This is a genomic window from Clostridium tunisiense TJ (genome assembly GCF_000300195.1).
In the GTDB taxonomy this organism is placed as follows: domain Bacteria; phylum Bacillota; class Clostridia; order Clostridiales; family Clostridiaceae; genus Clostridium_J; species Clostridium_J tunisiense.
In genome coordinates, this window is sequence record NZ_AMQH01000014.1 from 40,637 (window position 1) to 67,548 (window position 26,912).

At 29.5% G+C, this 26,912-nt stretch carries 23 protein-coding genes and 2 pseudogenes; 6 read left to right on the plus strand and 19 right to left on the minus strand.

Annotation, left to right across the window (positions count from 1 at the left end):
- Positions 1-115 precede the first annotated feature (115 nt).
- Both C661_RS0115295 and C661_RS0115300 read left to right on the plus strand, forming a co-directional pair.
- Positions 116-376, plus strand: a complete 261-nt coding sequence (locus C661_RS0115295; RefSeq protein WP_017416219.1) for a glutaredoxin family protein — start codon at positions 116-118, stop codon at positions 374-376.
- 172 nt (positions 377-548) lie between these two features.
- Positions 549-1,121 carry a DUF2238 domain-containing protein gene (locus tag C661_RS0115300; protein WP_017416220.1) on the plus strand — a complete coding sequence of 191 codons (573 nt, stop codon included), beginning with the start codon at positions 549-551 and terminating at the stop codon, positions 1,119-1,121.
- A gap of 43 nt (positions 1,122-1,164) precedes the next feature.
- On the opposite strand, the gene C661_RS0115305 is transcribed toward C661_RS0115300, so the two are convergent.
- The 5 genes from C661_RS0115305 to C661_RS0115325 all read right to left on the minus strand — a co-directional run bounded on the left by C661_RS0115305 (position 1,165) and on the right by C661_RS0115325 (position 8,270).
- Positions 1,165-2,544, minus strand: coding sequence for an MATE family efflux transporter (locus C661_RS0115305; protein ID WP_017416221.1), 1,380 nt, complete (start codon positions 2,542-2,544; stop codon positions 1,165-1,167).
- Between the two features lie 383 nt (positions 2,545-2,927).
- Positions 2,928-4,100 (minus strand): M20 family metallopeptidase, encoded by a 1,173-nt coding sequence (locus tag C661_RS0115310; protein ID WP_017416222.1) that lies wholly within the window; start codon positions 4,098-4,100, stop codon positions 2,928-2,930.
- Between the two features lie 13 nt (positions 4,101-4,113).
- On the minus strand, positions 4,114-5,529 hold the full coding sequence (locus C661_RS0115315) for a YfcC family protein (protein WP_017416223.1): 1,416 nt from the start codon (positions 5,527-5,529) through the stop codon (positions 4,114-4,116).
- A gap of 120 nt (positions 5,530-5,649) precedes the next feature.
- On the minus strand, positions 5,650-6,570 hold the full coding sequence (locus C661_RS22090; RefSeq protein WP_017416224.1) for a LysR family transcriptional regulator: 921 nt from the start codon (positions 6,568-6,570) through the stop codon (positions 5,650-5,652).
- Positions 6,571-7,199: 629 nt separating this feature from the next.
- Positions 7,200-8,270 (minus strand): endonuclease/exonuclease/phosphatase family protein, encoded by a 1,071-nt coding sequence (locus tag C661_RS0115325; protein ID WP_017416225.1) that lies wholly within the window; start codon positions 8,268-8,270, stop codon positions 7,200-7,202.
- A gap of 722 nt (positions 8,271-8,992) precedes the next feature.
- On the opposite strand from C661_RS0115325, the gene C661_RS24580 reads away from it, so the two are divergent.
- Positions 8,993-9,124, plus strand: a complete 132-nt coding sequence (locus C661_RS24580; RefSeq protein ID WP_017416226.1) for a hypothetical protein — start codon at positions 8,993-8,995, stop codon at positions 9,122-9,124.
- A gap of 12 nt (positions 9,125-9,136) precedes the next feature.
- Positions 9,137-9,328, plus strand: a pseudogene (locus C661_RS24585) (hypothetical protein); the annotation flags it as partial.
- Between the two features lie 370 nt (positions 9,329-9,698).
- Here the strand turns inward: C661_RS24585 and C661_RS0115335 are convergent.
- The 4 genes from C661_RS0115335 to C661_RS0115360 all read right to left on the minus strand — a co-directional run bounded on the left by C661_RS0115335 (position 9,699) and on the right by C661_RS0115360 (position 13,293).
- A complete protein-coding gene (locus C661_RS0115335) occupies positions 9,699-9,932 on the minus strand; it encodes a hypothetical protein (protein WP_017416228.1) in 234 nt (77 codons plus the stop codon).
- Between the two features lie 243 nt (positions 9,933-10,175).
- Entirely contained in the window at positions 10,176-10,946 is a 771-nt protein-coding gene (locus C661_RS0115345; RefSeq protein WP_017416230.1) for a hypothetical protein, read from the minus strand.
- 366 nt (positions 10,947-11,312) lie between these two features.
- Positions 11,313-11,549, minus strand: coding sequence for a hypothetical protein (locus C661_RS0115350; protein WP_017416231.1), 237 nt, complete (start codon positions 11,547-11,549; stop codon positions 11,313-11,315).
- A gap of 265 nt (positions 11,550-11,814) precedes the next feature.
- A complete protein-coding gene (locus C661_RS0115360; RefSeq protein WP_017416233.1) occupies positions 11,815-13,293 on the minus strand; it encodes a hypothetical protein in 1,479 nt (492 codons plus the stop codon).
- Positions 13,294-13,612: 319 nt separating this feature from the next.
- Here C661_RS0115360 and C661_RS23725 point away from each other — a divergent pair, with 319 nt between their 5' ends.
- Together C661_RS23725 and C661_RS22855 are read left to right on the plus strand one after the other, a co-directional pair.
- Positions 13,613-13,777: a hypothetical protein gene (locus C661_RS23725; protein ID WP_017416235.1), complete on the plus strand. Its 165-nt coding sequence runs from the start codon at positions 13,613-13,615 to the stop codon at positions 13,775-13,777.
- On the plus strand, positions 13,752-14,057 hold the full coding sequence (locus C661_RS22855; RefSeq protein ID WP_017416236.1) for a hypothetical protein: 306 nt from the start codon (positions 13,752-13,754) through the stop codon (positions 14,055-14,057). The genes C661_RS23725 and C661_RS22855 overlap by 26 nt, the downstream gene beginning before the upstream one ends.
- A gap of 97 nt (positions 14,058-14,154) precedes the next feature.
- Here C661_RS22855 and C661_RS0115375 read toward each other — a convergent pair whose 3' ends face one another.
- The 10 genes and pseudogenes from C661_RS0115375 to rlmD form a co-directional block, all read right to left on the minus strand.
- Positions 14,155-16,431 (minus strand): putative GTPase, encoded by a 2,277-nt coding sequence (locus C661_RS0115375; protein ID WP_017416237.1) that lies wholly within the window; start codon positions 16,429-16,431, stop codon positions 14,155-14,157.
- 16 nt (positions 16,432-16,447) lie between these two features.
- Positions 16,448-16,711 (minus strand): hypothetical protein, encoded by a 264-nt coding sequence (locus C661_RS0115380; protein WP_017416238.1) that lies wholly within the window; start codon positions 16,709-16,711, stop codon positions 16,448-16,450.
- Positions 16,712-16,975: 264 nt separating this feature from the next.
- The gene (locus C661_RS0115385) at positions 16,976-17,980 is read right to left on the minus strand and encodes a PDDEXK family nuclease (RefSeq protein WP_017416239.1); all 1,005 of its coding nucleotides are present in this window, start codon (positions 17,978-17,980) and stop codon (positions 16,976-16,978) included.
- Between the two features lie 55 nt (positions 17,981-18,035).
- On the minus strand, positions 18,036-18,260 hold the full coding sequence (locus C661_RS0115390) for an HTH-like domain-containing protein (protein WP_017416240.1): 225 nt from the start codon (positions 18,258-18,260) through the stop codon (positions 18,036-18,038).
- Positions 18,257-18,484 (minus strand): YdbC family protein, encoded by a 228-nt coding sequence (locus tag C661_RS0115395; protein ID WP_017416241.1) that lies wholly within the window; start codon positions 18,482-18,484, stop codon positions 18,257-18,259. Before C661_RS0115395 ends, C661_RS0115390 begins: the two co-directional genes overlap by 4 nt.
- 18 nt (positions 18,485-18,502) lie before the next feature.
- Positions 18,503-21,571 (minus strand): type I restriction endonuclease subunit R, encoded by a 3,069-nt coding sequence (locus tag C661_RS0115400; protein ID WP_017416242.1) that lies wholly within the window; start codon positions 21,569-21,571, stop codon positions 18,503-18,505.
- 29 nt (positions 21,572-21,600) lie between these two features.
- A complete protein-coding gene (locus C661_RS22110) occupies positions 21,601-22,872 on the minus strand; it encodes a restriction endonuclease subunit S (protein WP_017416243.1) in 1,272 nt (423 codons plus the stop codon).
- Positions 22,865-24,508, minus strand: a pseudogene (locus tag C661_RS22115) (HsdM family class I SAM-dependent methyltransferase); the annotation flags it as partial. The gene C661_RS22110 and the pseudogene C661_RS22115, both read right to left, overlap by 8 nt.
- A 12-nt stretch (positions 24,509-24,520) precedes the next feature.
- Positions 24,521-25,096: a type I restriction-modification system subunit M N-terminal domain-containing protein gene (locus tag C661_RS24305; RefSeq protein ID WP_017416245.1), complete on the minus strand. Its 576-nt coding sequence runs from the start codon at positions 25,094-25,096 to the stop codon at positions 24,521-24,523.
- Positions 25,097-25,299: 203 nt separating this feature from the next.
- Positions 25,300-26,661, minus strand: a complete 1,362-nt coding sequence (rlmD, locus tag C661_RS0115415; RefSeq protein ID WP_017416246.1) for a 23S rRNA (uracil(1939)-C(5))-methyltransferase RlmD — start codon at positions 26,659-26,661, stop codon at positions 25,300-25,302.
- Positions 26,662-26,912 lie beyond the last annotated feature (251 nt).

A 26,912-nucleotide genomic window follows, 5' to 3' on the forward strand; every position in this document is an offset into this window, starting at 1 on the left:
ATAAAATTCTATTTTGCATTCTCTTTTGCATAAGTTGCTCCGCAAGCACTTGAAATGCAAAGCAGTATTGCAACTTATATAGAACAATATATTCTAAATGAAAGGTGGAAGATTAATGAAAAATATTACTATGTTTATAACTGACTGGTGTCCTCACTGCAAAAGAGCACTTACTTGGATAGAGGAAGTTAAAGCCGAAAATCCAAAGTATAAGGATATTAAAGTGGAAGTTATTGATGAGGAAAAACATCCTGAAGTTTCTAAAGAATATGACTACTATTATGTTCCAACCTACTATGTTGAAAAAAATAAAATCTATGAAGGCGGCACTACAAAAGATATAGTGCGTATGGCTTTTGAAGAAGCTTCAAAATAAAACTCTACCAAAAGCTGCTTTTTAGCTCTACTTAATATGTTTGGAATTTACCACCTAATAAAACCTATGCACCTCATAGGTTTTATTATTTTTAACGTTTTTCATTTATTTTTCTACATAACAAATAAATTATTGGTTACTCTAAAAACAATATGTAACTGGAGGAATCTAAATGAAATACAAAATAAAATTAATTAATTTTATGACAGTAATTTTTATAGCTACTCAAGTCATCATTGGGTTTGGACTATTTAAACAGAATGAAATGGATTATTTATATGAAATAGTTGCTATTATTGTATTATTATTATTAGGAACTTTTTTAGAAATAAAATATGATTTTTACATAAATAACTATATTAGATTAATTATTATGCTAACCTTAATTCTCCATACCTCTGTAGGAGATTACCTTAAGCTTTACACTATATCAGTTATATTTGATAAATTTCTTCATGTTTTGGGAACTTATGCTTTTACCCTTCTTATTTACTCAATTTTTGTAAAGCTTACTAAAACCAAAGGACCTCTGCGAATTTATGATTTTGTTTTTATTGTGGTTTTAGGCATGGCTTTAGGACAATGCTTTGAACTTTTAGAGTTTTCAATTGATATTTTCTTAAAACCTTCAAACCCAGCACAGGAATCCTTGATTGACACAGATATAGATTTGATTGCAAATACTGTTGGAGCTTTTCTTGCAGCCATACACTTTAAACTTAGAAAATTTAAGACATATAATTAAAAGCTACCAGTAATTTTCTCTGGTAGCCTTCAATTATATATTCCTAAGCACTAATTTTAATTGGTTCTTTATCATCTATAATGCTTTTAATCCATTTTTTAGATCGTAGCCTTGCCCACTCAAATATTACTTTTATCAATTCTTCCATACAAATTATTAAATAAACAGCTGGAAGAGATAAATTAAAGTACACTGCTCCAATAAATCCAACAGGAATAGAGAAGCACCAGATAGTACCAAGCTGAACAAGCATGGAATAAGTGGTATCTCCACCACCTCTAAATATACCTACGATCATAAGTACATTAAAAAATCTTAAAGGTGCAAAAAAAGCCATAGTTCTCAGTACAGTCACTGTTAGTTTTATTGTATCCTCACTAATCTTGAAAGCTCCAGTTACTACTGGTGCAGAAATCCATAAAGCTGCTCCAATTACTACTCCAATCATAGGAGCAAGCACACCAAGTTTTCCTGCGTAATTAATAGCAACCTCTTCTTCACCTGCTCCAATTTTATTACCTACCATTATACTTGCTGCAACAGCAAGACCTATACATAATACCATGAACATGTTATTTATCGTAGTAGCAATTTGCATACTCGCAACTTCCTTAATTCCAATTCTTGCATAGATTACTGAATAAGTAGTCATACCTAAAGCCCAAACTAATTCATTTAAAATAACTGAATAAGAGGTTTTAAAATAATTCTTAATAAATTCCAGATTAAAGTTTAAAAATTCCCTAAGTTTTCCTCTAATAACACTTTGAGGACTATATGCATAAACTAAAACTATAGCTGTTTCAACCAATCTAGCTATACTAGTAGCTAAAGCTGCTCCAGCAACTCCCATTACAGGTGCGCCAAAGTTTCCAAATATAAATATCCAATTTAAAAAAGCATTTGTTAATACTCCAATTAAACTTGCAAACATAGGTGGTTTTGCAATGCCTGTACATCTTAAAGCAGTTGAAAAACCTTGAGTTATGTTAGTAAGCATAAAGGTTATTGATATAATTCTTAAGTATTGAACTCCTAAGTCAATTATTATAACTTCATTGGTAAATACTCTCATAATAGATTGGGGTATAAATAGCGCAATTAATGTAAATATAACTGAAGCAATAGTTCCTAAAACTAAATCCAAGCCAAGTACTTTTTTAATACTGGATTTGTCTTTTCGTCCCCAATATTGAGCCATAAATATACTGGCTCCAGCATTTATCCCAGATAAGCAAAGCATGAAAATGAAAAAATACTGATTAACAAGTCCAACTGCTGCTATTTCATTTTCTCCTAATCTTCCTATCATTACATTATCCACCATGTTTAATGAGGAACTAATTAAATTTTGAAGTGTTATTGGAATAACCAATGTAAGAATAGTTGTAAAAAACTCTTTGTCTTTAAAAAGCCTTTTCATACTACCCCTCCTTTTCCTATGTTATTGTACATAAAAAAATAAAGCAAATGGGTGATAAGCCGCCCATCTGCTTTAAGTTCTATAAATCATATAAAGTTATCGATAACTTGTACTAATAAATTATAACCCAAAAAACTGTAGTAATCAAAGGTATAAACTTACAATTTAATGAATAGTTTTTTAATTTTTAAGTAGATCTTACTTACTTGAATAAATTTAAATCTTCACTTAGCTTTGATTACAACATTTGCTATTAAAGAAAGTAACCTTACTATAAAAACTTAGAAGTTAAATATATCCAATATACTTAACTAGAATCAAAATTTATATTATTCTAGAAAAAACTTATCTCCCCCAAACCTAAGTTTGAGGGAGATAAAATATTATACTAAACTCATTTTAGCCTTTGTATCATTAAATTCTTGCTTTACCTCAGAGAGAATACTAGGATTATCAATTAAATCAAAAGCAGTTCCAGCAACTATTTTAGCTGCATTTATTACTGCATCGTGTCCCCTTTGAGTTTTTCCATCATCTAAAAACTCTTGTGAGTGGGATGAAGCATTTTCATCTACGAAAGATATTCTTATACATGACCCTGGTATAATGTACATAACATTACCAAAATCTGAAGATCCAGTTTTTTCTCTTGCAGGCTTAATATTAGGTGCATTTATTAACTTTGCATTATTCATAACTACATCATTTAAGCAGTAAACTGGTACCTTACTATCCAAATCTTTCTCTCTTATAATCTCATAGGTGGTTCCAGTCATAAGTGCAGCACCCTTAACAATATCTTCAAATCGTTCTACTACTGACTTTAAATAGGAAGAATTATAAGATCTCAAGCTAAAAGAACCAGATGCTATTTTAGGTACTACATTATTTGGCCCACCTGCATCAACAACTGTATAATGCATTTTTGTATCTTCTTGAACGTGTTCTCTTAAAAATTCAACTGCTTGGAAGGTTAACAACAGGGCATCCAACGCACTTCTTCCCTGCTCTGGTTTTAAGGCTGCATGGGCACTCTTACCGTGGTAAATAACTTTAATACTGCTAGCTGCTAAGGATTTAATATCTACTTGAGTAGCGGGGCCACCATGCATCATAAGTGCCACATCTAGCTCTTTGATATAGCCCTCTTTTATCATCTTTATTTTACCGCCGCCACCTTCTTCTGCTGGTGTTCCATAAACTGTTAATTTATATGGCTTGTCCTTGTATAATTCTTTAATTGAAGTTGCAGCTCCAATAATTGCAGGACCCTGCATATGGTGTCCACATCCATGTCCCATAGGCAATGCATCATATTCACATAAAAGTCCTATATTTGGTCCACCAACTCCATTTTCAAATATAGCTTTAAATGCTGTATCTAGGCTTCCAAGCCCTAGTTCAACCGTAAAGCCCTGTTCCTTTAAGTAATCTGTAAGTAATTTACTAGCTTTATATTCTTTAAAGGCAAGTTCTGGGTTATCAAAAATATAGTCAGCCATTGCTATTAAATCACTACTTCTATCATCTATATTCTTAAATAAGCTTTCTTTCAATTTTATCTCTCCCTTACATAGGACCATATTTTATCATTTGTGCAATTACCATTAAGGTACATCCAACAGCTACCCATATAAGGAATAATTTCCCCATAAATTTCATCCATCTATCGTATGGTATATTAGCTGCACCAAGTATTCCCATAAGCGCGGAAGATGTTGGTAGCACATAGTTTCCGAAGCCATCACCAAAGTTGAATGCAAGTACTGCTGATTGTCTAGTAAGTCCAACTAAATCTGCTAATGGCACAAATAAAGGCATAACAGTGTTAGCTAGCCCACTTCCTGATGTTATAAATAAGTTCAATATTAGATTTGCTATGTACATTGCTGCTCCTTGTACATAAGCTGGTAAAAATCCTAAAACTTGAGCCATTCCATAAATGCATGTATCCATTATTTTACCTGCAGTTAGTATTCCTGAAACTGAACGAGCTAGACCTATAATCAACGCTGCTCCTATCATTTTCTTTGCACCTTCTACCATACACTTTGCAATCTTACTTGGCCCAAAACCAGCACATGCACCGGCTATTATACCCATCCAGATAAACACCGCAGCAGTTTCTTCTAAATCCCAATCAAGCTTTACTCCACCATATACAATAAGACCCAGTAAGGCAAATAGTGTAACTATTACAAGCCATTTTCTTGCATCCATTGGCTTATCAAATTCTGCAGCCTCGCTGTTATTTGATTCATTTGCTATATCTAAATCATACATATAACTGGATTCTGGATTAAGTCTAACTTTCTTTGCATACCTAATAAGGTAAATATTAGTTACTATATAAAATACGATAAAACATATGGCTCTGTATCCTATACCTGAGTAAGGTGGTAACCCTGCTATATTTTGTGCTACTATAGTAGTATTTACATTTAATGTTCCTGTTGAAAATCCTACAGCACCACCTAAAAGTATAATTCCTGCACCAACTATAGAGTCAAATCCTAAAACTTTCGCAAACATTACCATAACTGGTGCGAAGCCTATAAAAGTATTAACACCTTGAGTTGTACAAATCAAAGCAAATATTAATGTAACAATTGGAATGAATATTGTCTCTTTTGAAGATAACTTTTTTGAAACCATAGCTATAAGAGACTGTAATGCTCCACTACTTACTATTACATTAAAAGCAGCTCCTGAAAATAAAATTACAAATATAAGACTTGCTGTCTCAATATATCCGCTTATAGCATAATTACCAAGTTTAAAAATACTAACCGGCGTATTAGCTATAAATTTAAATGATTCTGCATCAATAACTTTTTTTCCAGCTGAATTTACTATTTTGTCATATTGTCCTGCTGGAACTATCCATGTGCAAATTGCTGCTACAAATACAATAAGAGCAATAATTACTAAGGAATGCGGCATTTTAAAGCTTTTTTTATTTTCTTTATGAACCTTTTTACTCATATGAAAAACTCCTTTACAAATTTATCAAATCACTTACACGGCCGTATAACTTAGTGTAATTGTAAACATTCAAAATATTTATGTAAAGGTTTTAAATATTATATTTAGTATAAGTTAAACTTATACATCCCCACTAAATATGCCCTTAATTGAATTAATAATTTTATTAAAATTCTTAATTTCCATTGAAACATTGGGGTATGCAATAACTAGTTCTGAAGTTATCTCATCCTGTATTACATTATAATATTCAACATTTTTTATGTGGGACATGTACTTTATATAGCTTACTCTATTGAATCCGATGCCAAAATTTGCTGAAACTAGTTTCATTATAGTTTCTATATTTCTAATTTCTATAATCTTTTTAGGTATTATTTCTGCTTTTTCAAATAAAATATCACTAGCTTCTCTTAAGCTTTGTCCCTTTTGAGGCAAAATAAAAGTCTCTTCCTCTAATTCTTTAAAATCAATATATTGAAAATTTCCATCCTCTAGCCACTTAGCTTTTCTTCTTAGTTTACTAGATGAGTTAACAGCTAAAAATAAATTATCGTTAAAAATATGTACATAATTTAAATCTTTTCTTCTTTTCATGCAACTATAAATAATCAAATCTAATTCGTAATTTGCAACCATAGCCTCTAATACACTAGTATTAGACTCAGTAAACACTAATTCTATTTCTGGATAGGTCTCCCTAAAATGACTTGCAATTTCAGCTACTATATATGGGGATCTTCGGAGCTGTACTCCTACTCTTAATCTTCCTGTGGCACCTCTAAAAAAATTATGTAACTCGGTATTGAACTCACGTTCTAGGAAAAGCATTTCTCTAGCCTTTGCAACATATTTTTCTCCCATATAAGTTAATGTATAAAAATTGCCCTTCCTTAAAAATAATTTAGCACCCAAAGTCTTTTCCAAATTGTTAATATATAGACTCAAGGCTGGTTGAGAAATAAATAATTTTTTTGCTGCCTTTGACATGTTACCTTCTTCAGCTAAAGTACATACATAAAGTTGTTCTTTTAAATTCATATTGACTCCTCCATATATAAGTAAAACTAATACACTGTATAATAAAAACTAATATAAACATGTTCACCTTTTATTACTAAATTCTAAGAAACCTTGGTTGTTTCTCATTCTATGGGCTATAAAATCTAAAGTTAAATATTAAAATCTTACAATATTTTCATAAACCCTACTCACTGCCCCTAATCAAAAGCAGCTCTTACTACTTCAGTTAATAAAGCTTTAAACCTTTTTAGTAAATTTCAGCTTTTAAAACTACTTACAATTTTCTATATTATATTATATCCATGTATTTTAGAATAGAGGTAAAATTTCTAAGTTCATAATTAAAAACTAAATTCCGTTGGTATGCATAAGGATTAAACCTAGAGAAAATATTTTTAAAAACGGCTTTCTAATAAAATCTATAAATAAAAACAGGTAACAGATATTACCTATGCCTTCACCATTAATCCCCTTCAAAAAAAGAAAAGAAAAGAGGCAAGATAAACTCTCCTCTTCGATTCACCTTATACTCTTTTAATTTAAATTTCGTCCCACAAGAAACGTACTCTTAAATGTTTTTAAACTTTCAGCTTATTTTGATTTTCATGATTGATATAATTGAATAATATTAAGCTTGGAATTATTTATTACTTCAATTTTAACTCAGTATAAACAGGATTATGATCTGAATTATTAAACTCTAGATTTATTCCTTTTGTATTAATTATTTCTACATTTGGTGAAATAAGAAACCCATCGATAACACTAAGAAAATTAACATCTTCTTTATAGGGTATATCAACAGTTCTATTTGATGGAACAGTTTTATCAGCAGCCCATTTATATCCCTCTAGTGTAAAATCTTCAGGAATAGTTTTTAGCCACTGAGGGTACTGCTGCTTAGTGTTAAATACTGATGGATCTGTACCTGGTATTACGTGATTCCAATCTCCTCCCACTACAACATAATTACCTTTTTTAAATTCCTTTTGCATATATTCATTTAAAAATCCAAGTTGCTGCTTTCTTATAATACCACCCTTATCATAGGCAGACAGATGTGCATTTACTAGAATAAGTTCTTTTCCTCCCTCTACTGGGATTCGATTTTCCTGAATACACCTATCTAGGTCAGCTAATTGTCTTAAAAAAGCTTCTGTTCCAGGAAGACTATATCTGGTTGAAGATTCAATATTATATTTAGACATTGTTAATAGTCCGCTTTGCACACTTCCATGTGGCTTTGAGATTGGTATTGGAACCCAAAGCACCTTGTAATTCAGCGCAAAGGTTAAAGCATAGTCTTTCAAATTACTCTTCATAAAATCAATTTCATTAACCTTAAAGCTTCGCGTTGATTTCTTATCAACTTCTTGAAGCATAATAAAATCAGCATTCTTAGACTTTAAGAATTCAGACACCTTAGTTATGTTTTCTATGGTCTTTTCCTTGCTCTTAGATCTAGAACCTACTCCCCCATCCATGAAAAAGTCTTGTTCTTTATCCATTCCTCCATACCCTATATTAAATGTAATTATAGAAAAGGGATTATCCTTTTTTATTATTTCCTTTTTATTATTGTCTACCTCTAATTTAACTGCTTGGTCTGGTCGATAATCTGTAATAATCATCATAAGTAAATATACACCAAATAAAATTGCAGGTATCAAAATAATTGTCAAAATTATTTTAAAAAGTTTAGATTTTAATATTCCCATAATACTCCCCCCTCTACTTCTATTAATTTATCTATACTTTGTAAGTTTATGTTTGTTTTACATCTTCAAAACTTTATCTCCAATGATTATATATTTAACCATATAATACTACAATACATTTAACATATATTATGAATTTTTTACATAACTTTATATTTCAACATCTTTTTTCATTGACAACACATCTATAATTGTATACGGTACAATTGTTTCCAATTATATTTATTGTTAGAAAAAATAAACTACATCATCCAACCTACTAAGATAATCATACATTTATAATATTTTAGTAAAAAAAGGATTGTGGGGTTCCTTCAATAATCTAAAAAATTACACAAGGAGAATCATATGAATATTAATTTTCCGATTGAAGAAGCCGACAATCTTGCCTTTCCATTAGAGATGGTTAGATTAGCACCATAAGAATCAAATAAACAGCCATGAAAAATTCTTACAAAAGATGATGTCTGCCATTTCTATGGATATAAAGAACCACGATATAGCGATGCATTACCATACGATATCCAAAGAATAGATATGGGAATTTCAGCTACACATTTTGATTTTCCCGTAAAAGAAAAAGGTTTTAAAGTTCATTTTCATACAGCATGTCAACCAAAGTTAGATTTACCTGAGTATATGAAATATATCTTTTCTTGGATAAGGAAATAAAAAGTATCATACTCAATAAATAATCATAATGAAACTATGAGATGGTAAAAATGGCTAGTATAGAATCAAATAAAGAAGCACCAGACTTTGAAATTAAAGACTTCACAGGAGATAATTTTAAACTTTCTAACTTCAGAGGAAAGAGTAATATTCTTATTGTACTGAATAGAGTATTTATTTGACCTTTTTGCAGAAAGCATATGAAGCAGTTGCATCAAGATTATAATAAATTCGCTGATAAAGATACGGTAATAGTTGCAATCGGACCTGAAAATGCAAATAGCTTCAAAACTTACTGGGAAGAAAATAGTCTTAAATTCTACGGTATTCCCAATAGTAAACAATCAGTTCTCAAACTTTATGATCAGAAAATAAATATATTTTAACTAGGACAAATGCCAGCACAGATGTTAGTAGATAAAGATGGAATGCTGAGATATGTTCACTACGGACACTCTATGAAGGATATTTCTGAAAACTCTGAAATATTTGAACTAATAGATACATTATAGACTTTGATAAAATAATATCTAAAAAGAGTTATAAAGGAATATTTGCAAATTTTGGAAGGTTATTTTGCTACTATTCCTTTAAGTCTTTGAAGCTCTAAATGTTTCAAATCATGGGACAACACCTGAAAATACACTACGCCGTAATCTCCACAAAGCACACTAATTAATCCTCTTACAATCTCTGATAATGTTGAACTTTCAAGCCTTGTTTCAAATCTTGTAGGAGCTGCTTCATCAGTACTTTTTACTTCTCTAAAATTAGTGGACTTATAATTGGCAAAATAATTAAAGCATGGATAATACTTAAAAGTACCCTTCCTGCTTTAACATATGCTCTAGTTATATATGCTTCTGGTGATAATATAATATCTGCTGATTTTAAATCTGCTATCAGCTTTTTCTTTTTATAATCATTTATTTTGATGTACTTAGAAAACTTAGTTGAAAGTTCTAAAATAAATACATTAAAATTCTTCACTTTTTTCTTTTCTATTTTCTCTTCTATTAATGCTTAAAACTACTTTTGAAGCATTATAACTTGGTAGTTTTAAATAATTTGCCAAGATTATATAGGTTCCAAAGGAGAATAAGCATGCAAAAATAAATAGAATTATTAACACATAATCACACCTTCCTGTAAAAATAAAAAACAAAGTCCTATAAAACTATATATAATATTATAGGACTTTGTTTTATAGTATGAATTTTTTATAAGTAAAATCTATTTATAAGTAGACTTTATCCATTGAGTTAAATCGTAAACTAATTTGCACAATTCTGGAAATATTAACAAAGATGCATAAACGTTATCAGTTGCAACGGGAGTTATACTTGTAGGATGACCAGCATCATTTCGTGTTATCCTTATTTGACATGATAATGACATCCAATATGCACTATATTGCTCTTTAAGTTTTTGACCAAATAAAGGCTTACATTTATCAAGTTCATCTGTCAAAGAATCTATAACTGTCTTAATTCTCCAATCATTCAATTTTGAAGGTACTGTTTTTCCTAAACTATTCATTTTTCCGACCAAAACATCTCTTAGTTCCAAAATTACACTTTCAGATGCACAGCCAACCATAACGGCTGTAGCTTTAATACAGTTATTATTATAAGTTTCTAATGCTTCTGTTATATATGAAATCGCAATACTATTTAAGCCTGAATTACTAGTTAAATAGTTTAAATACCCCCCTTGATTAGCTGGATCTCTGCTAAATTTTTTTAAATTTTCTTTTGCTTTTAATGTTAAGTGACAGAATGGTGGCTCTGGATTAGCAATGTCATATCCCCATGCTAAGTACCCTATTCTAAATAATTCATTCCACTCAGTTAACAAAATTTGTTCTAATTCTAAGTCTCCTTTAATATCAAGACTTTTCGCTGTTTCACGTAGTACATTACTTTGCTGAAAATATCCCGGACCTTGCTTACTATATTCACTGATAACTTCTAATAATCTTTCTCTAATCTGATTTACATCCATTTTTCTTCCTCCCAGTATTTCTACCTATTCCACTTTTAAAATGTTACTAAATTCTTTATTGGCTAACTTTGTTATTTGTTTTTTTGCATATTAATTTATTCTTACTTACTATACTACTTTTTTAAACACAATTCCATTATTTCCCCTATATTATACCTTTAGCCCTCAACCCAGACTTAAACTGAACTCCACTTCCAATATCGAAAGTACCATTACCCTATTAATCACTTCTCTAAACAATTCTTCACAAAATCCCGCTCCTTTATAATCTCTGCTATGTGTTCAGGTATATTTTTCATTATAGTATCATCTAACTTTATTTCCTGAATTCTTTGTTTCGTTTCTCTCAGACTTCCTTGAATTAGCTCAGGACACCCTCTGAAACTTCAAGGCTTTCTTGGTTTTCTTGGACACATTTCTTTTACTCCTTTTTCTTCTATCATCACAAGTTGTCCTAGCTTTAGGAACAACTACATTTTCCTTTGCAGCAGTAACCTGTTCTGGTATATCTTCTTTCATGATGCACCTTTGAAAAATACAGTACAAAAGTCTGTTGCTGATTTTATTACTCCAAATGCACTTTTTAAATTTATGAATATCCATATCTATTCCTCCAAACAAAAAAACTCCCAAGGCAATATCCTCAGAAGCTATATCTAACTAATTTAATTTTTCTTATTAAAAAGCCTCCTAAAATTAACTACGAGGCCCTATCTATTTCTACATTTTAAAGTATATCATAAAAATACTAACAACTAACTATCATGTCACCACCAACTTACCGCCAACTTTTAACAAATCTATTGACAAAATACTCGTTCTAATCTTCTTAAATCCATAGTCTACTATTTTTTCATTATATATTTCATTAATATTTAACATTAAAATTACCCCAAGCAGCTGGGTGATTAATTTTAACTAATTTCACATCCTGGAAATTATCTTTTATAAATTTATCAATATATGGTTGTAATTCTATAGTGCACGCATTTATTATTAATTCTGGTTTATAATCTCTTATTCTCTTTTTAAAATTTTCTTTTATATCACGTTGTTTAAAAATTGCCTTCCAAATCTCATTTCTTAAATTAGAATATATCTTACTCTTTAATCCTTTACCATGCAAACAATATAATGATGTTTGATACGGTACGGGATTACATATTATAATCTTGTACGTTTTTTCTTTAAATATATGTTTATATCTATATAACAGCTCACTTATAATTATATCTAAATTGTTTTCAATATTTTTACCTGTAGTTCCTTGTGCTGGTGAAATAGGTTTATATTCTATTTCTTCATTTTGTAATTTAATATACTCATACTTATGAGGTGATTCTAAAACCAAAACAATGCTTTTTATATCTTCTATACTATTTTCTTCTTTTTCTATAATCTGATCATTAAAATTAGATTCTACATAACATTCATCTTTAGAATCCAAACTTATTAACTTAGGATAACAACCATCTTCGAAATCTATGTTATATCTATAGACATCTTTAACTTCCATCTCCTTAGAAAACAGGTCTTTTACAATAATTCTTTTAAAATTATCACTTATTGTAATATTTTCATAATACTTTTTATCATTTTCTTTTATCGTATTATACACTTTTTCGCTTAGTCCAATATTAAAACCTGTTACTACATTTTTTTCTTTGCCTATGGTATCATTAACAAATTCAATTTTATAAAAGTTTTGTTCAACTACCTCTATATCCTTGCTCATACCATTCTCCTTAAGTATATTTATGGTATCCATCATATAAGATCCACTCTTTCTTTTATATTTAACTTTACTTAAGATATTTAATATCTTATCTACTTCGCTCCTTAATTCATTATAACCCTCAACTAAATCCTTATTTTCTAGCATAATAGGATGTGCAATTATTATCCAACATATGTTAATAATACGTTTCCATGATTCAAGATTTTTATTATCTTTTCCATAATCCCTTTTAGAGTTGATTGGGTTCATAAACTCCCTTAAATTATATAAATCCACTAAGTGATTTATATAATTGTGGGTAAATATTTCAAATAATTTTTGTTCATACTCACAATACTCTAAGCTTCTTGTTATGATAGGAAACTTATTTAATATATATAAAGCCTCTCCTAATTCATGAATTATCACTGCATTTTTCTTTTCTTGATTTGAACTTAATTTAGAGCTTACACTTATAAATAAACGATTATCTTCTAAACTGGTGGTTCCTAAATTTCCAGTCGAATATTCACTAAAATTTTTTTCTAATTTTACATTATACCTCTCACTTAGTTCTTCTACTTGATTTAACATGTTATTTATATTCTTATTGATGTTATTTTCTCTCATATGTGATTCACCTTCCTATACTTATAATATTATACTATACCTGAAATTAACTTCATATATAAAAACTAACCACTCATATGGCTAGTCTATAAGTTTGAAATATAATTGCTATCTCCTCTATTCCTTTTTTCCTGTATCTATTTTAAGTATTTTCACTAACAAATAAAATCTTACAAATATCAGCTCTTTTCTTCCTTTCAATATAGATTCCATTAATAACTTCTTGTAAATTTTTATCTAAAGAAACGAAAGACAAAAACCATCTCCAGATGTATTAAGAGCAATTGCTCATATTTTAAATATGCAATATGAGGAACTTATGGACAAAGCAGGATATCTGAACAGTCGAGCTGCATATATGAGTGATATAAAAGATGCTGATGAAAAATTTATAGAAATTATAACACCAAAATTAATAAAAGAAGGCTGGATAGTGGAACTTTGTAGAAGGTCTTCAGTTGGAGATATTTTGGCAAAAAAATGAAACTGAATGGTTTTTAGATTTTAATTTTTTTCGTCATCGTGAGGATAATGACAAGTATTTTAGAGATAATATGATGGCAAGAGATATTTTATGGAGAACTTATGGAAGACTAGCTATTTACGATGGTAATCCAATATCAAAATTCACTCTTGTGGTGAATAGCGAGCGTGCTTTTAACACCATAATTAAATATATTCCTAAACATTTAACTATTAGCATATCAATCATGTTAATAGACCTTGAAGAAGGCAAAATAATACAAGATTGTCAGCTCGCATAAATTTTAGTTTGATAATTTCAATTTGAATAAGCCGCTTATACCTTACTCTTCATAAGCGGCTTATTAATCTATACTCTTATATATTTTTTTTGATTTGTTAATTGTTACTTGTATCTTCCAAAGAGTAGTTAAATGCTATAACTTTACCTTTTGATTCTTCAATTGCTCTTACAACATTAGTAACAATCCCTTGAACAAATAATTTCTCTTCATGATTCATATTGGGTGAATAGTTATCTAATATAGGTGCTCCCTTTTGAAAAATATTATAAATTTCTTTTGCCCTATCATAAGTTGAACCATCCCCCCTATATTCATATGCAATTTCCCAATTCTTTAGCTTTGTTTTCCATAAACTATTTCTAAAGAACACATGCATACTAGTATAGATACTACTTTTAATATTTTCTGTAATTTCAACAACTGTATCTTTCGGTGTATCTTTTGGTATATAATAGCTTGGATTTGAAATAAAAATACTTAACTGTGCTGTTAAGACTCTTAACATATCAGCAACCGGTGTCAATGAGTTGTTGTAATGATCCTGATCAAAATACGCTAAACGTCTTGATAAAGCTTTAATTCTAGTCCAATGTTCTGTATTTGAACTCCTCATAGGTATTCCTAATTTAACATCCCACTCATTTCTAAAACCCTTAATGGCATTTTGAATATAAGGATATAACATAAGAATATCATAGTGTAATGTTACATCTTTAACTGTTATATTAGATATTTTTGATTTTTCAATAGATTCAACTAATCTCATTATTTGTTTTTGAGTTGAACTCTTAATTTTATCATGTAAATTCCATAAATAAAAACAATTATTCACTATTTTATTTTCAATATTTGCTGCAATTACTGGGGGTTCTTGTTCTCTTAATGATGTAATATAACTGGTTAAAGAGCTTGTAACATGTTTCACCTTATCTTCACCTGATATAAAATTGTCTCCTTTAACAAGATCCATATGTGTAAAACAAATTGCCAATTTAGAACCATTACCACTATCAATTATTGTTTTTATTGCTATTTTAGAATTTTCCATAATTGGAGAGGTAGCATTATCAACTAATATTATAGTATCTAACTCAGCAAATCTTGATGTAATATCTGTAGAAATTGAAGTTGATGTTGTTTTATGTCCTAACCCAACTCCATCTATAAGAACAATGTTAGGAAACTCTTTACAAAACTCAGGCTTAAAAGGTCCTTTTATTCTCATACCTTTTACAAGAGGTGTAAGCAATGTACCCCAATGAGCTTTATTGTTACTAGAAAAACGTCTAGCAACCTTAATAAAATCGGTCTTGTTATTAGTTTTATATGTCCAAACATTAATCCACCCTCTAGTTTCTGATACAATGGTATTTTTATCTAATTGATGGAATCTATCTTGAATTTCATCTAATATATCCTCTATCAAATTATGATATTCCTCACTCTTATCTAAAAACAATTCCAATATATTGCTTAATGAGTCTTCTTTCTCTCCTTTTTTTATCTCATCTTCTTTAATAGTTCTAATATACTCTTTAGCTTGTTTGGAAATACCAAAAATTCGCTTAACAAACATGTTAATTTTGTCAATCATTTGTATAATTTCATTCTTGTTATTTGATATCTCTTCAAATTCATCTGCATCATCAACATTTTCTTCATCATCCCACTCTGAATTTTCCTCTTTTATCATAGTTGGTGAACCCAAAATATAGGATAATCTTACAGTTAATTCTTTATGGGTAAGTAATCTATCTGTCACTTCATTTTCATTAACATCTCCATTATATTCAACTATATAGCTTATAGCATTCTGAACACATTCCTCAACATAGAGCATAGTCAGTGCTTTCGACATAAATGTAACTACTAATTCATATTCATTACTAGTATTATCAAAAACAATTTCCATATCACATGTCGTAGTTCTTCCTGTAGATGTTGTTGGAAATCTATCATTTTCAGTTCCCATCAGATTTCTTAATATACTTGTTTTACCTGCACCGGAAGGCCCAATAAGTGATGCTGTAGAATAACCATCTTTTCTTTTGGGTAAAATTATGCAACTATCTAGTAGTTTTGCGTAATCTATTTCTTCACTCTCCAGTAAATCATAAAACGCGTCTACAATATTCTTAGTAAATTTAGAATAAGCTAAATCTTTTTTATTTATATCCCACCAAAATTCATCAGATAATATTTGATTCATTTGTTCTACTAATCGTTCCGCCTCTTCTTCATCTTTTGTTCCTAATCCTCGCCTTACCCTTAACCCATATTTGCCTCTCGGATCTTTTTTTACTGGATGCCTAAATATAATTGTATATGATTCTTTTCCTTTATCTCTACTTTTAGTTGCTTTATAAGCCATATACTCCAACCCCTTTTTATATAATATCGATAACATTTATATTATTTAAATTTGAATCTTCATTGTTCAAACTAAAATCTAAAATTAATATAGAACTTTGCTTTTTTCCAAAATCACATGTTGTAAATTCAACATAGGCTATTCCTGTCAGATAAGTATCTTCACAAAAATCATCTATATGCATATTAAAAACAATACAATTATACGGTTCAAAATATACTAGCATACAATAGTCATAAATTACTGAAGATACTTCTTTAAGTTTTATTTCATCTAACATGAATTCACCTCATTTCGCCTTAATATTGCTGTAGCAAAGTTGTTCCAAAATTCTTTAATTTAATACTACCATATTGAATTACCAATTGTCAATCTTTTCTTGCTACACCCTTGGAACAACTTTAAAAAAATTCAACAAACAACCATAATTATACCGCAGCTATATATTTTTTTATTCAATACAAAAATTTGAATTTAAATATATAAAAACAAGGATACTAGTGTCATTTTACACTTAGCATCCTCGTTTTTATATTATCTCAATTTATTGTATTTCGCTTTCAATAGATATCATTTTTTCTTTTCTTATCTCATGTAAAGTTTTTTCGCTACCTTTAACTACGGTCCACTCATAAACACTTAGAGCTGACCAACCCGTAACCTTTTCTCCCCATTGATTAAATGTAAGCTTTTGGCCATTGTATTCTACAGTTTTAGTATCAATAACTGTAGCTTCTGAATTTTCAAAGTTCTTAATTATAACAGTATCACCAGCTTTAATAACTCCCCATTCAAATAACTTATCCATCCTTGGAAGATAAGATCTTGTGATAGGTGTGTTCCTCTTCTCTGAATACACTGGTCTTTTCTTATCATCAACTTCAACATAGAAATCTCCTAATGCTGGAGGAGGTAATAACCTGTTAATATCTATAAAATAATTATCACCAATTTTCATTGGACTTAATTCAAAACAACTGATATCTACATTGTTAGCTATGAGCCAAGCAACTGCAGATAGTGTTTGGCTATCAAAAGATGATGCTATAAGTATAATTCTTTGCTTAGAAATAAAAGTTTTATCTGCATTATTCTTTTCAAGAAAATCATTTAAAATCCTAGTGGCTCTTTCATAAGCAGTTAGTTCTCCCAATTCAAATTCATCTTTATATTTCTCAATATAGGAGGCAAATATTTTTTCTACAAGCTCGTCTGGTGTATTTATCTTGGCATAACTTGCTGCATATCTTATTGCTTGAAACTCAAATGCTTCTTTTCTTTGCTTAATATCTTCTACGTCTCTTTTGATTTCCATTAGAACCAAATTACCATTCTCATCAACTGCAGTTAAATCACTTCTGCCATTTTCTTTATTGGTAACCTGTTTCCCAACAACAAGAAGCGTTTCATCCTGGAATATTACCTCTATATTTGAGCGTAAAAATTCCTCAACTTGCTCTTCTTTTAAATTTAAACTTTTAAAATTAGTACTTGTTATCTCAACATCACGTATATCTATAGATTTATTAATTTTAACAGGAATAAGCATTCTCAACACCCCCAGGCAAAACTATTCGTATAGTTTTTATCATAAATATTGCCATTTATTTAGACATTACATACATTGAAAGCTTAATTCCTTTACTTACTTCTGTCGCATAAGATTGGTTTAACCCTGATGCTCTAACTATATCTGTGGCTTTATAATTATTGTCAAGAATTATATCCGCATATTTAACCCCGAATAAATGAATATTAGCAACTTGATACCCCTCTGGTGCATTTTCATACATTTCTTTTAAGATTCTGCCTAATTCATTTTCAGTCATTTTAGCAACTCCATCCCATTTAATATTTCTTTAAGAGCTTTTAACTCATCAATGTTTAATGTTACACCTTTGCCCATCTTCTTATGTTCTGAGTCCCAATCTCTAATATCATATTTAGCTTCTTTATCATTCCAGCTTATTAGATTTAATTCTTTCTTCCATCCCTTAGCTGATTCTGAAAGAACTCCTGTATTTTCTTTTATTTCAAATTTTATATCCGCCATATCAACAACTCCCACCGTTTAAGCATTGTATTTCGCCCCTGTTTCTGCAACCTTGGTTTCATCCCACATAATATCAAAAATAAAATCAAGATATCTCCTTTTAAAGTCAGGATCTTTTGTAAACTTTTTATATACCTCTGTATGAGTAAACATTAAAGATTGCATTAAATCTTGTACATTTTCATCAGATGTTATTTTTGCATTATCTTTATCTGAATTTATTATAGATTTTAGCATAGATATATTAGCTTTCATTTTTTCAGGAATCTGTTCAAATATTATTTTTTCTGCTTCTTCTGCATTTACATCGGCACCCCAGTCAATATTCCCAAACCTTTTATTAAAATCAGAAACTATATGCCCAAGTGTATCATAATTTTTATCTGAAATACCACCACCTGTACTTACTGGTATTGGCTCTATATTTCCTTCATCATCTGAAAGTGTAATTTTAGTTGTACCTAAACGATCTATTTTATAACTTTCCATATCTATATCATTTAAAATATCTTCTTCAAACTCGTCACCTTCTATTTTAATCTTAGGTATAAGATGCTTTAAATATAACCATAACATTTCCCAATACGGATGATTAAAATCCAATATTTTAGATAAATAACTATAGGTTCTAACAAATGTCTTAGCACTAGATTTAAATTTTATTTGCTGTTCTTTTTCTAATTCTTTATCAAATATATCAGCAGAGGCATTGATAATTGGCTCTAAAATTTCTCTATCTCCTTTTGAATAGTAAATAGCAAAAAACTCCTTTACTTCCTCTTCACTATATACTTGAATATTATCTAAATCATCCTGCAAATCATTTAACTTATTTACATCCGTTTCTTTGCTTAATATGGTAGTAGTATAATAAGGTTCAAATGCCTTCTGTATTTCTATTGTCTCATTATAAAAATCTAGCACAAAAGTATCTTTCTTATGTGGCTTATGTGCTCTATTCAAACGTGATAAAGTCTGAACTGCTTGTACATCCGACAATTCTTTATCTACATACATAGTATGTAGTAATGGTTGATCAAAGCCTGTTTGATATTTATTAGCTACTATTAAAAATCTGTATTCATCCTTCTTAAATTGCTTTGGAATATCACTATCACCATTAGGAAATGCATTCATATCTGCTTCACTCATTTCTTCCCCTGTTTTATAGTGAGCCTTTTTACCTGAGTAAGCTACTATAGCTTTATATGGCGAATTTATATCTGTTAAATATTCATCAAAAGCATCTTTGTATTTCATTGCAGCTTGTATGGATTTGGTTACAATCATAGCCTTTGCCTTATTATTTATTAAATGCCTTACGTTCTTATTGAAATGCTCTATCATAATATGAGATTTTTCAGCAATAGCCAGCTCATGCCCTTCCACAAATGATTTAAGCTTTTTATTAGCTTGTTTAAGTTCATATTCTTTTTCTTCGGAAGAATTCTTATCAGTTCTTATTTTATAATAAGACTTATAAGTAGTATAGTTTTGTAAAACATCTAAGATAAACTCTTCTTCTATTGCTTGTTTCATTGAATAAGTATGAAAAGGAACAAATGTACCATCATCTCGTTTAACTCCAAATGTTTCCAAAGTTTTATTTTTCGGTGTAGCTGTAAAAGCAAAATAGCTAGCATTTTTTAGCATTTTTCTACTTTTCATTAGATAGTTTAATAGATCCTCTGTGTTGATATTTCCATCTTCATCTTTCTCTATATCTTTAGTATCTTCACTGGAAAATAATGCATTCATACTTGCAGCCGCCTGACCACTCTGGCTACTATGAGCCTCATCTATAATAAATGCAATATTTTTAGACTGCATATCTTGAGCTGCTTTTAATACATAAGGAAAGGTTTGAACAGTACATATTATAACTCTCTTATTATTTTCAAGTGCTAATCTCATATGTGTTGTTTTACTAAATGATTTTTCTGTTGGATCTAATTTTTTAATTTCGCTAGCATTCCCTGTAATTGCTTCTACCAAACTCTTCATTGTTGCAAATGCTTTAATATTCTCTCTAATTTGTTTATCTAAAACTGTTCTATCCGTTACCACTACAACGCTATCAAATAATGGATTTATATTCTTTTTATCATATAATCCAACTAATTGATGCGTAAGCCATGTAATAGAATTAGATTTTCCTGAACCAGCAGAATGTTGAATTAAATATCTTTTTCCTACTCCATTTTCTTTAGAATCCTTTAACAGCTCTCTTACAACTGTTAATTGATGGTATCTTGGAAATATAAGTTTACTTTTAACTTTACCACTTTTCTCATCCTTTTCTTTAACTAATTGCACATATTTTTCAATAATATTAGAAAGGCTTTTTGGAGATAGAATATGTTCCCATAAATATGAAGTTTTTAAACCATTAGGGTTTAAAGGATTCCCTGCTCCAAATGGAGCATATGGTTCCCCTTCATTTAATCCTTTATTAAATGGCATAAAGAATGTGCTATTTCCCTTTAGCTCAGTAGTCATATAAGACAAATCGGTATCTACAGCAAAGTGAACTATACATCTAGCAAAATTAAATATTTTATCTTTTGAATCTCTATCATTCATATATTGCTTAATTGCATTTTTTACAGCTTGATGTGTAAATGCATTTTTTAATTCCATTGTAATAATAGGTAGCCCATTAGTAAATATTACTAAATCAATTCTATTTTTATTGTTATCTGTGTACACTAATTCTTGAGTTACTGAAAAAATGTTCGATTCATATTTTAATCTATCCTTTATATTGTGTTCAGAGTTAGGCTCTGGATAAAACAAATCTATTGTTTTATCAAAAAACTTTATTCCCTTTCGTAAAATTTCAATGATTCCATTAGATTTTATCTTAGAATCAAGCCTACTAAAAAAAACTTTTTCTCCTTTATTAACAATAAAATCATATTTTTCTGATTGACTATTTTTAATAAATTCTAACAATTGTTCTTTATTTAAACAAAATTCTCTATCAAAATCATTAGAATTAGTTTCTACATACCCATGTTTTTCAACTAATTCTTTTGCCATTAATCTCTGAAATCCCTTCTCAGACATATCTGTACTATCAATCATAATACTCTCCCCCCTTTTATTTTCTTTAACTATTCAACTTTTATTTGACCTGTAACTGCATTAAAAACAATGCTTTCTAAGCAGTCTTTTATTAATTTTATTTCTTTTTCTATTTTATTAATCGCATAATTTGTTTTCTCACTTCTATCCTCAATATAGCTAATAATATCTTCTTGTTCTTTAAGTGTTGGTACGGGAATTTCTATTTGACCAATAAAGTCCCAACTAGCTCTTGGCATTTTTGCTCCAAAAGTTGAACTATCTATGATAGTAATAATTTGTTCACTAAGAAGAACATATTTTAAATAGTTACTCAAAATACTCTTATTAGGTCTTAATACCAAAAGTTCTCCAACACAAACACCTTTTTCAGTAGGTGAAACTGCTTTTGCCAAATATGGTCTTAATCTTCCAAACAATACATCATTCGGCTTAAATTTTTTTACACTACTCTCAAAATCATCTTCACCAATTTTAAGATTATATAGACCAGTCCAACTTTCTATCCTTTCTAATGATATGAAAATATCATCAGGCTCTTTTTTATTAGTTTGTTCTGAAATTAAAGATACACAAAATTTCAACTTTCTTAACTCCCAATGCTCTGGAATATTTCCAAACCATTTTATATTACTGTCTTTCATATTACAATTTTCATTTATACCTCTTGTTATAACCCTACTTACTATACCTTTCTTTTGCTCCTTCAAAATATCTATTATACTTAATTGTTTTTCAATAAAAAGATTTACTTGATTTGATTTTTTGTTTAAATACCTCACTATAATATCTTGGGTTTCTAATGGTGGCATTATTGAGTACATTCTTTTAAAGTCACTATATCTTAAATTTAATTGATCATCACATAAACCATAGGAAAATCTTTTAGCATAATTACTGTAATAATTTGTTCTAAATAAGTAATGGTAGTATTCTGGATTTATTTTTACTTTTGGTTTAAGCACTACATATGCAGGACTTACTATTCCTCTGTATTTGCTAAACCCTACAGCACCTTGCCACATTCTCATTTTATTGTAGGCAATATCTCCCTGTTTAACTAATTTGTAATTAGATTTATCCTCATTAGAAATATCTTTTTTATTTTGAAGTTCACTCTGCTTAATTATTCCCTTTCCAATTGTTACAGAAATTAGCTCTTCGTTCAAATTATCTTTGCTAGTTCTTTCATCAAATATGGCAATATTAGGTATAACTTGCCATCCTTGTGGTATTTTCTGAATATCCCCATAGACATCTATTTCTTTATATTTGTTATATACATTATTCCTTTTAATCATTTAAAAATTCCTCCAAAACTCCTTTTGTTTCATTTTGAAGTATTTTAAGCTCTTTTGATATTTCCTCCAAACTTCTTGTTTGTTGATAACTATAAAAATATCTGGTAAAAGATATGCTATATCCTTTTACTGTCTTACTTTCATCAATCCATGCATCTGGTACATATTTTAGAACTTCTCTATTAAAATATTCCTTAGTATCTTCATTCAAAGGCACATTTTCACTATCTCTTAAATCAGTATCCGGTTCAAAAATAATTGTTCCATCTTTTTCAACTTTCTTTATAACCGGCTTAGCATCTTCATCCTTCCAACTAAATGCATCCAGTATAATTTTCTTATCACTTGCACTTAGTTTTATATCTAATTCCTCACATATCTCATCAACTTTTATTTTAAATTCATTATAATCATCAAACGCTATATTTCCAATTTTATTATAAAGTTGTTCTGCTATCTCCATTAATGATCTTTGCTTCATCCAAAATTCACAATCTAACAGTTTATTAAGATTTGCAGATGTTATTTTTATCTCATTCTTTTCAATCCATTTTTGAATATCTTTTTTATGTGATTTTAAATTTAGATAAACTTCATTTCCAAAATTTTTATATACCCACTTCATTTCATCTAATATTACTTTATTATATCTAAGCCCTTCTATTGATTCTGTAGTGATATTAGCTTTGAGTCTCAACGGTCTTTCTACAGTTATTTTCCAATATCCGAAATCTTCATTTTTCAATATTTTAGATATTTCCGTTTCTTTAAAATCCATATATGTTTTAGTTATATGGTTTATTTGTTCTTCAGTAAGTTCACAATTCTTTTGACCTAGGTTTTTTCTTAATTTTTCATAAATATCTATAGCATTAATTAATTGAACTTTTCCTTTTCTTTCAGGTAATTTCTTATTGGATAATACCCAAATATAAGTTGGAATACCAGTATTATAAAAAATATTGGTTGGTAATGCTATTATACATTCAAGCAAGTCACTCTCGATAATCATCTTTCTTATTTCGCTTTCGCCCTGACCTGCATCCCCAGTAAATAATGATGAACCATTATGAACAGATGCTATTCTAGTTCCTAAATCTTTTTCCTCTTTAACTTGTTTCATTTTAGAAATCATATTAACAAGAAATAGTAGTTGCCCATCAGAAATACTCGGTAATCCTACCTTAAAACGTGGATCTTTTATTTTTTCTTTGCTTTTATTTCCTCTATCATCTACTATTGCATCTTCATCTATTTTCCATGTTTTCCCATAAGGTGGATTAGAAAGCATGAAATCAAATTTTTGTCCTATAAAAGCATCATTTGAAAGTGTTGATCCATATCCAATATTTACATTTTTTTCTCCCTTTATAAGCATATCCCCTGTACAAATTGCCCAAGTTTCTGGATTAACTTCTTGCCCAAATAAAGAGAACATACATTTATTATTAGTTATCTCCAATGCAAATCTTTCTGCTTCTGTTAACATTCCTCCAGAACCGCATGCAGCATCATATATTGTAAATCTTGCTTCTTCACGTTCTTTTAATTTTTCTTGAACAGGTTCAAATAATATGTGTGTCATTAAACTAATTATTTCCCTTGGAGTAAAATGTTCTCCAGCTTCTTCATTATTTTCTTCATTAAATTATCTAATTAACTCTTCGAAAACATAACCCATCCCTAAATTTGAAAGTCCTGGAAGTTTCTCACCTTTTGCATTAATATAGTCATTTGGGCTTAAGTTAATACTATTAGTAGTAAATTTTTCTATCAAATTAAAGGCAATACCTGATTCTTTAATTGTCTCTAGTTGATTACGTATTTTAAATTTACTTATTATTTCTTGAATGTTAGGACTGAAACCATCTAGATATGTCTCTAGATTACTATCTATTTTGTCTGGATCAGATAACAAAGAAACAAAAGGAAATTCTGAATCTTTAGCGCTATTTACCCCCATTGTAAACGATGATGTATTATAAAATGGATACTTAGTTATTTGTGTTAGTTGTGATTTATCATCTATATCGTTATCTTCCATAAACTTATTTGCTTCAAGAACTTTTTCTTTTGTTTCTTCTAATAAAACATCAATTCTTCTTAACACTGTAAAAGGAAGGATAATATCTCTGTATTTTCCTCTTACAAACACATCTCTTAAAACATCATCCGCGATTCCCCATATAAAACTTACTATTTGATTATGTACTCTGTTGTCCATAATTTCCTCCATAATTTAAATTATTATTTTTCTCTTTATGTTATCAAGTTATCTGATACATTATCTTAATTTTTCTTATAAATTATATTATACCTCTATAAAACAATGTTTTCCATAAAATATATACTATTTGCGTTTCCCTACTATGTTTTTGGAAACATATAAATTTTTGCATGAGAAAAGAACCTTGATTTCTCAAGGTTCTAACTGTGTTTCCTTTGCAGCTTTACCACTGTCTCAACGTGCGGCGTATGCGGGAACATATCCATCAGCTTAACTTTTTCAACTTTATATCCATGAGCTACTAAAACAGCTAAGTCTACAGCTAGAGATTTAGGGTTGCAGGATACATAAATTATTTCTGGAGCATTAAATTTTATTACATAATCTAGTGCTACTGGATGAACTCCTGGTCTTGGAGGGTCTAGGATTATTATATCTGGTTTAATTTTTACATCCTTAATAACTTGAGCTACATCTCCTGCAATAAATTCACAGTTATTTAAGTTGTTTAGTTTTGCATTTTCTTTTGCAGCCTCTACTGCTTCTTCAATTAGTTCTATGCCTAGAACTTTTTTAGCCTTTGGAGCTACTATTTGTCCTATAGTTCCTGTTCCACAGTATAGATCAAATACTACCTTAGCTTCAGAATCTCCCATGAAGTCTCGAACCATTGAGTAAAGAGCTTCTGCACCTTTTGTGTTTGTTTGGAAAAATGCAAAAGGATTTATTTTAAAGTTAAGGCCTAGAAGATTTTCGATTATGTATTCTCTTCCATAAAGTATATTGACTTTATCTGCTTGAACCACATCAGATAGGGAGTCATTAACTGTATGTATAATCCCTGTGATTTTCCCCTTAAGGTTTAGTTCTAATAATTTCTTAGTAAAGTTAGTAAAATCATATTGAATTTGAGAAGTTGTTACTATATTAACTAGTACTTCTCCAGTATTGCTAGCTTTTCTGATCACTAAATTTCTTAGAAATCCTTCATGCTTCATTATTTTATAGTAAGGAAGTTGTTCCTCTTTAAAATGCTCTAAGGTATTGCTTAATATAGCTCTGAAATCCTCATCAACGATTTGGCACTTGTCTACAGTAACTATAGCAAAGCTTTTATTCTTTGCATGCATTCCAAGAGATAATTCTCCCCCTTTTTCAAAGTCCCCAAAGGTGAACTCCATTTTATTTCTGTATTCATATTCCAATGGGCTGCTTTCAATTCCTAAGAATTCAAAGTCATTTATATTTTTTTCTTTTAATAAATCTAAAACCTGTTGCTCTTTAAACTCTAACTGCTTTTCTAAAGATAAATGCCCATGACTGCAACCACCACACATACCAAAGTTTACGCATTTTGGTTCTACTTTATAATCTATATCTTCTAAAACCTCAGTAAGCTTTGCTTCTATTCCATTGCTATTTTTCTTAGAAACTCTTGCTCTAACCTTTTGTCCTGGCAGGGTGCCTTTGATAGCTACCTTTTCACCTTCATAGTATGCTATACCTTTACCTGGAAACTCTGTTCCTTCTATATTAAATTCATATTCTTTTCTCTTTCTCACGCTATCTCTCCTATGTATTTATTATTTTAATTGACTCTTATTGAAGATTTTATTGTTTTACCCTAAGCGTTGTACAAATACAGTAAATTTTGCATATTTCCAATTTATATTTTAGCCTAAGTATAATTATAAAAATATACATTTATTAATGAGCCATAAATATGTGATTATTATTTTCTATTAATTATTTTTCCAACATTATATAGTATATATGTGATTTTTGTAAAAATAAAGGGATTTTCTATTGTTTT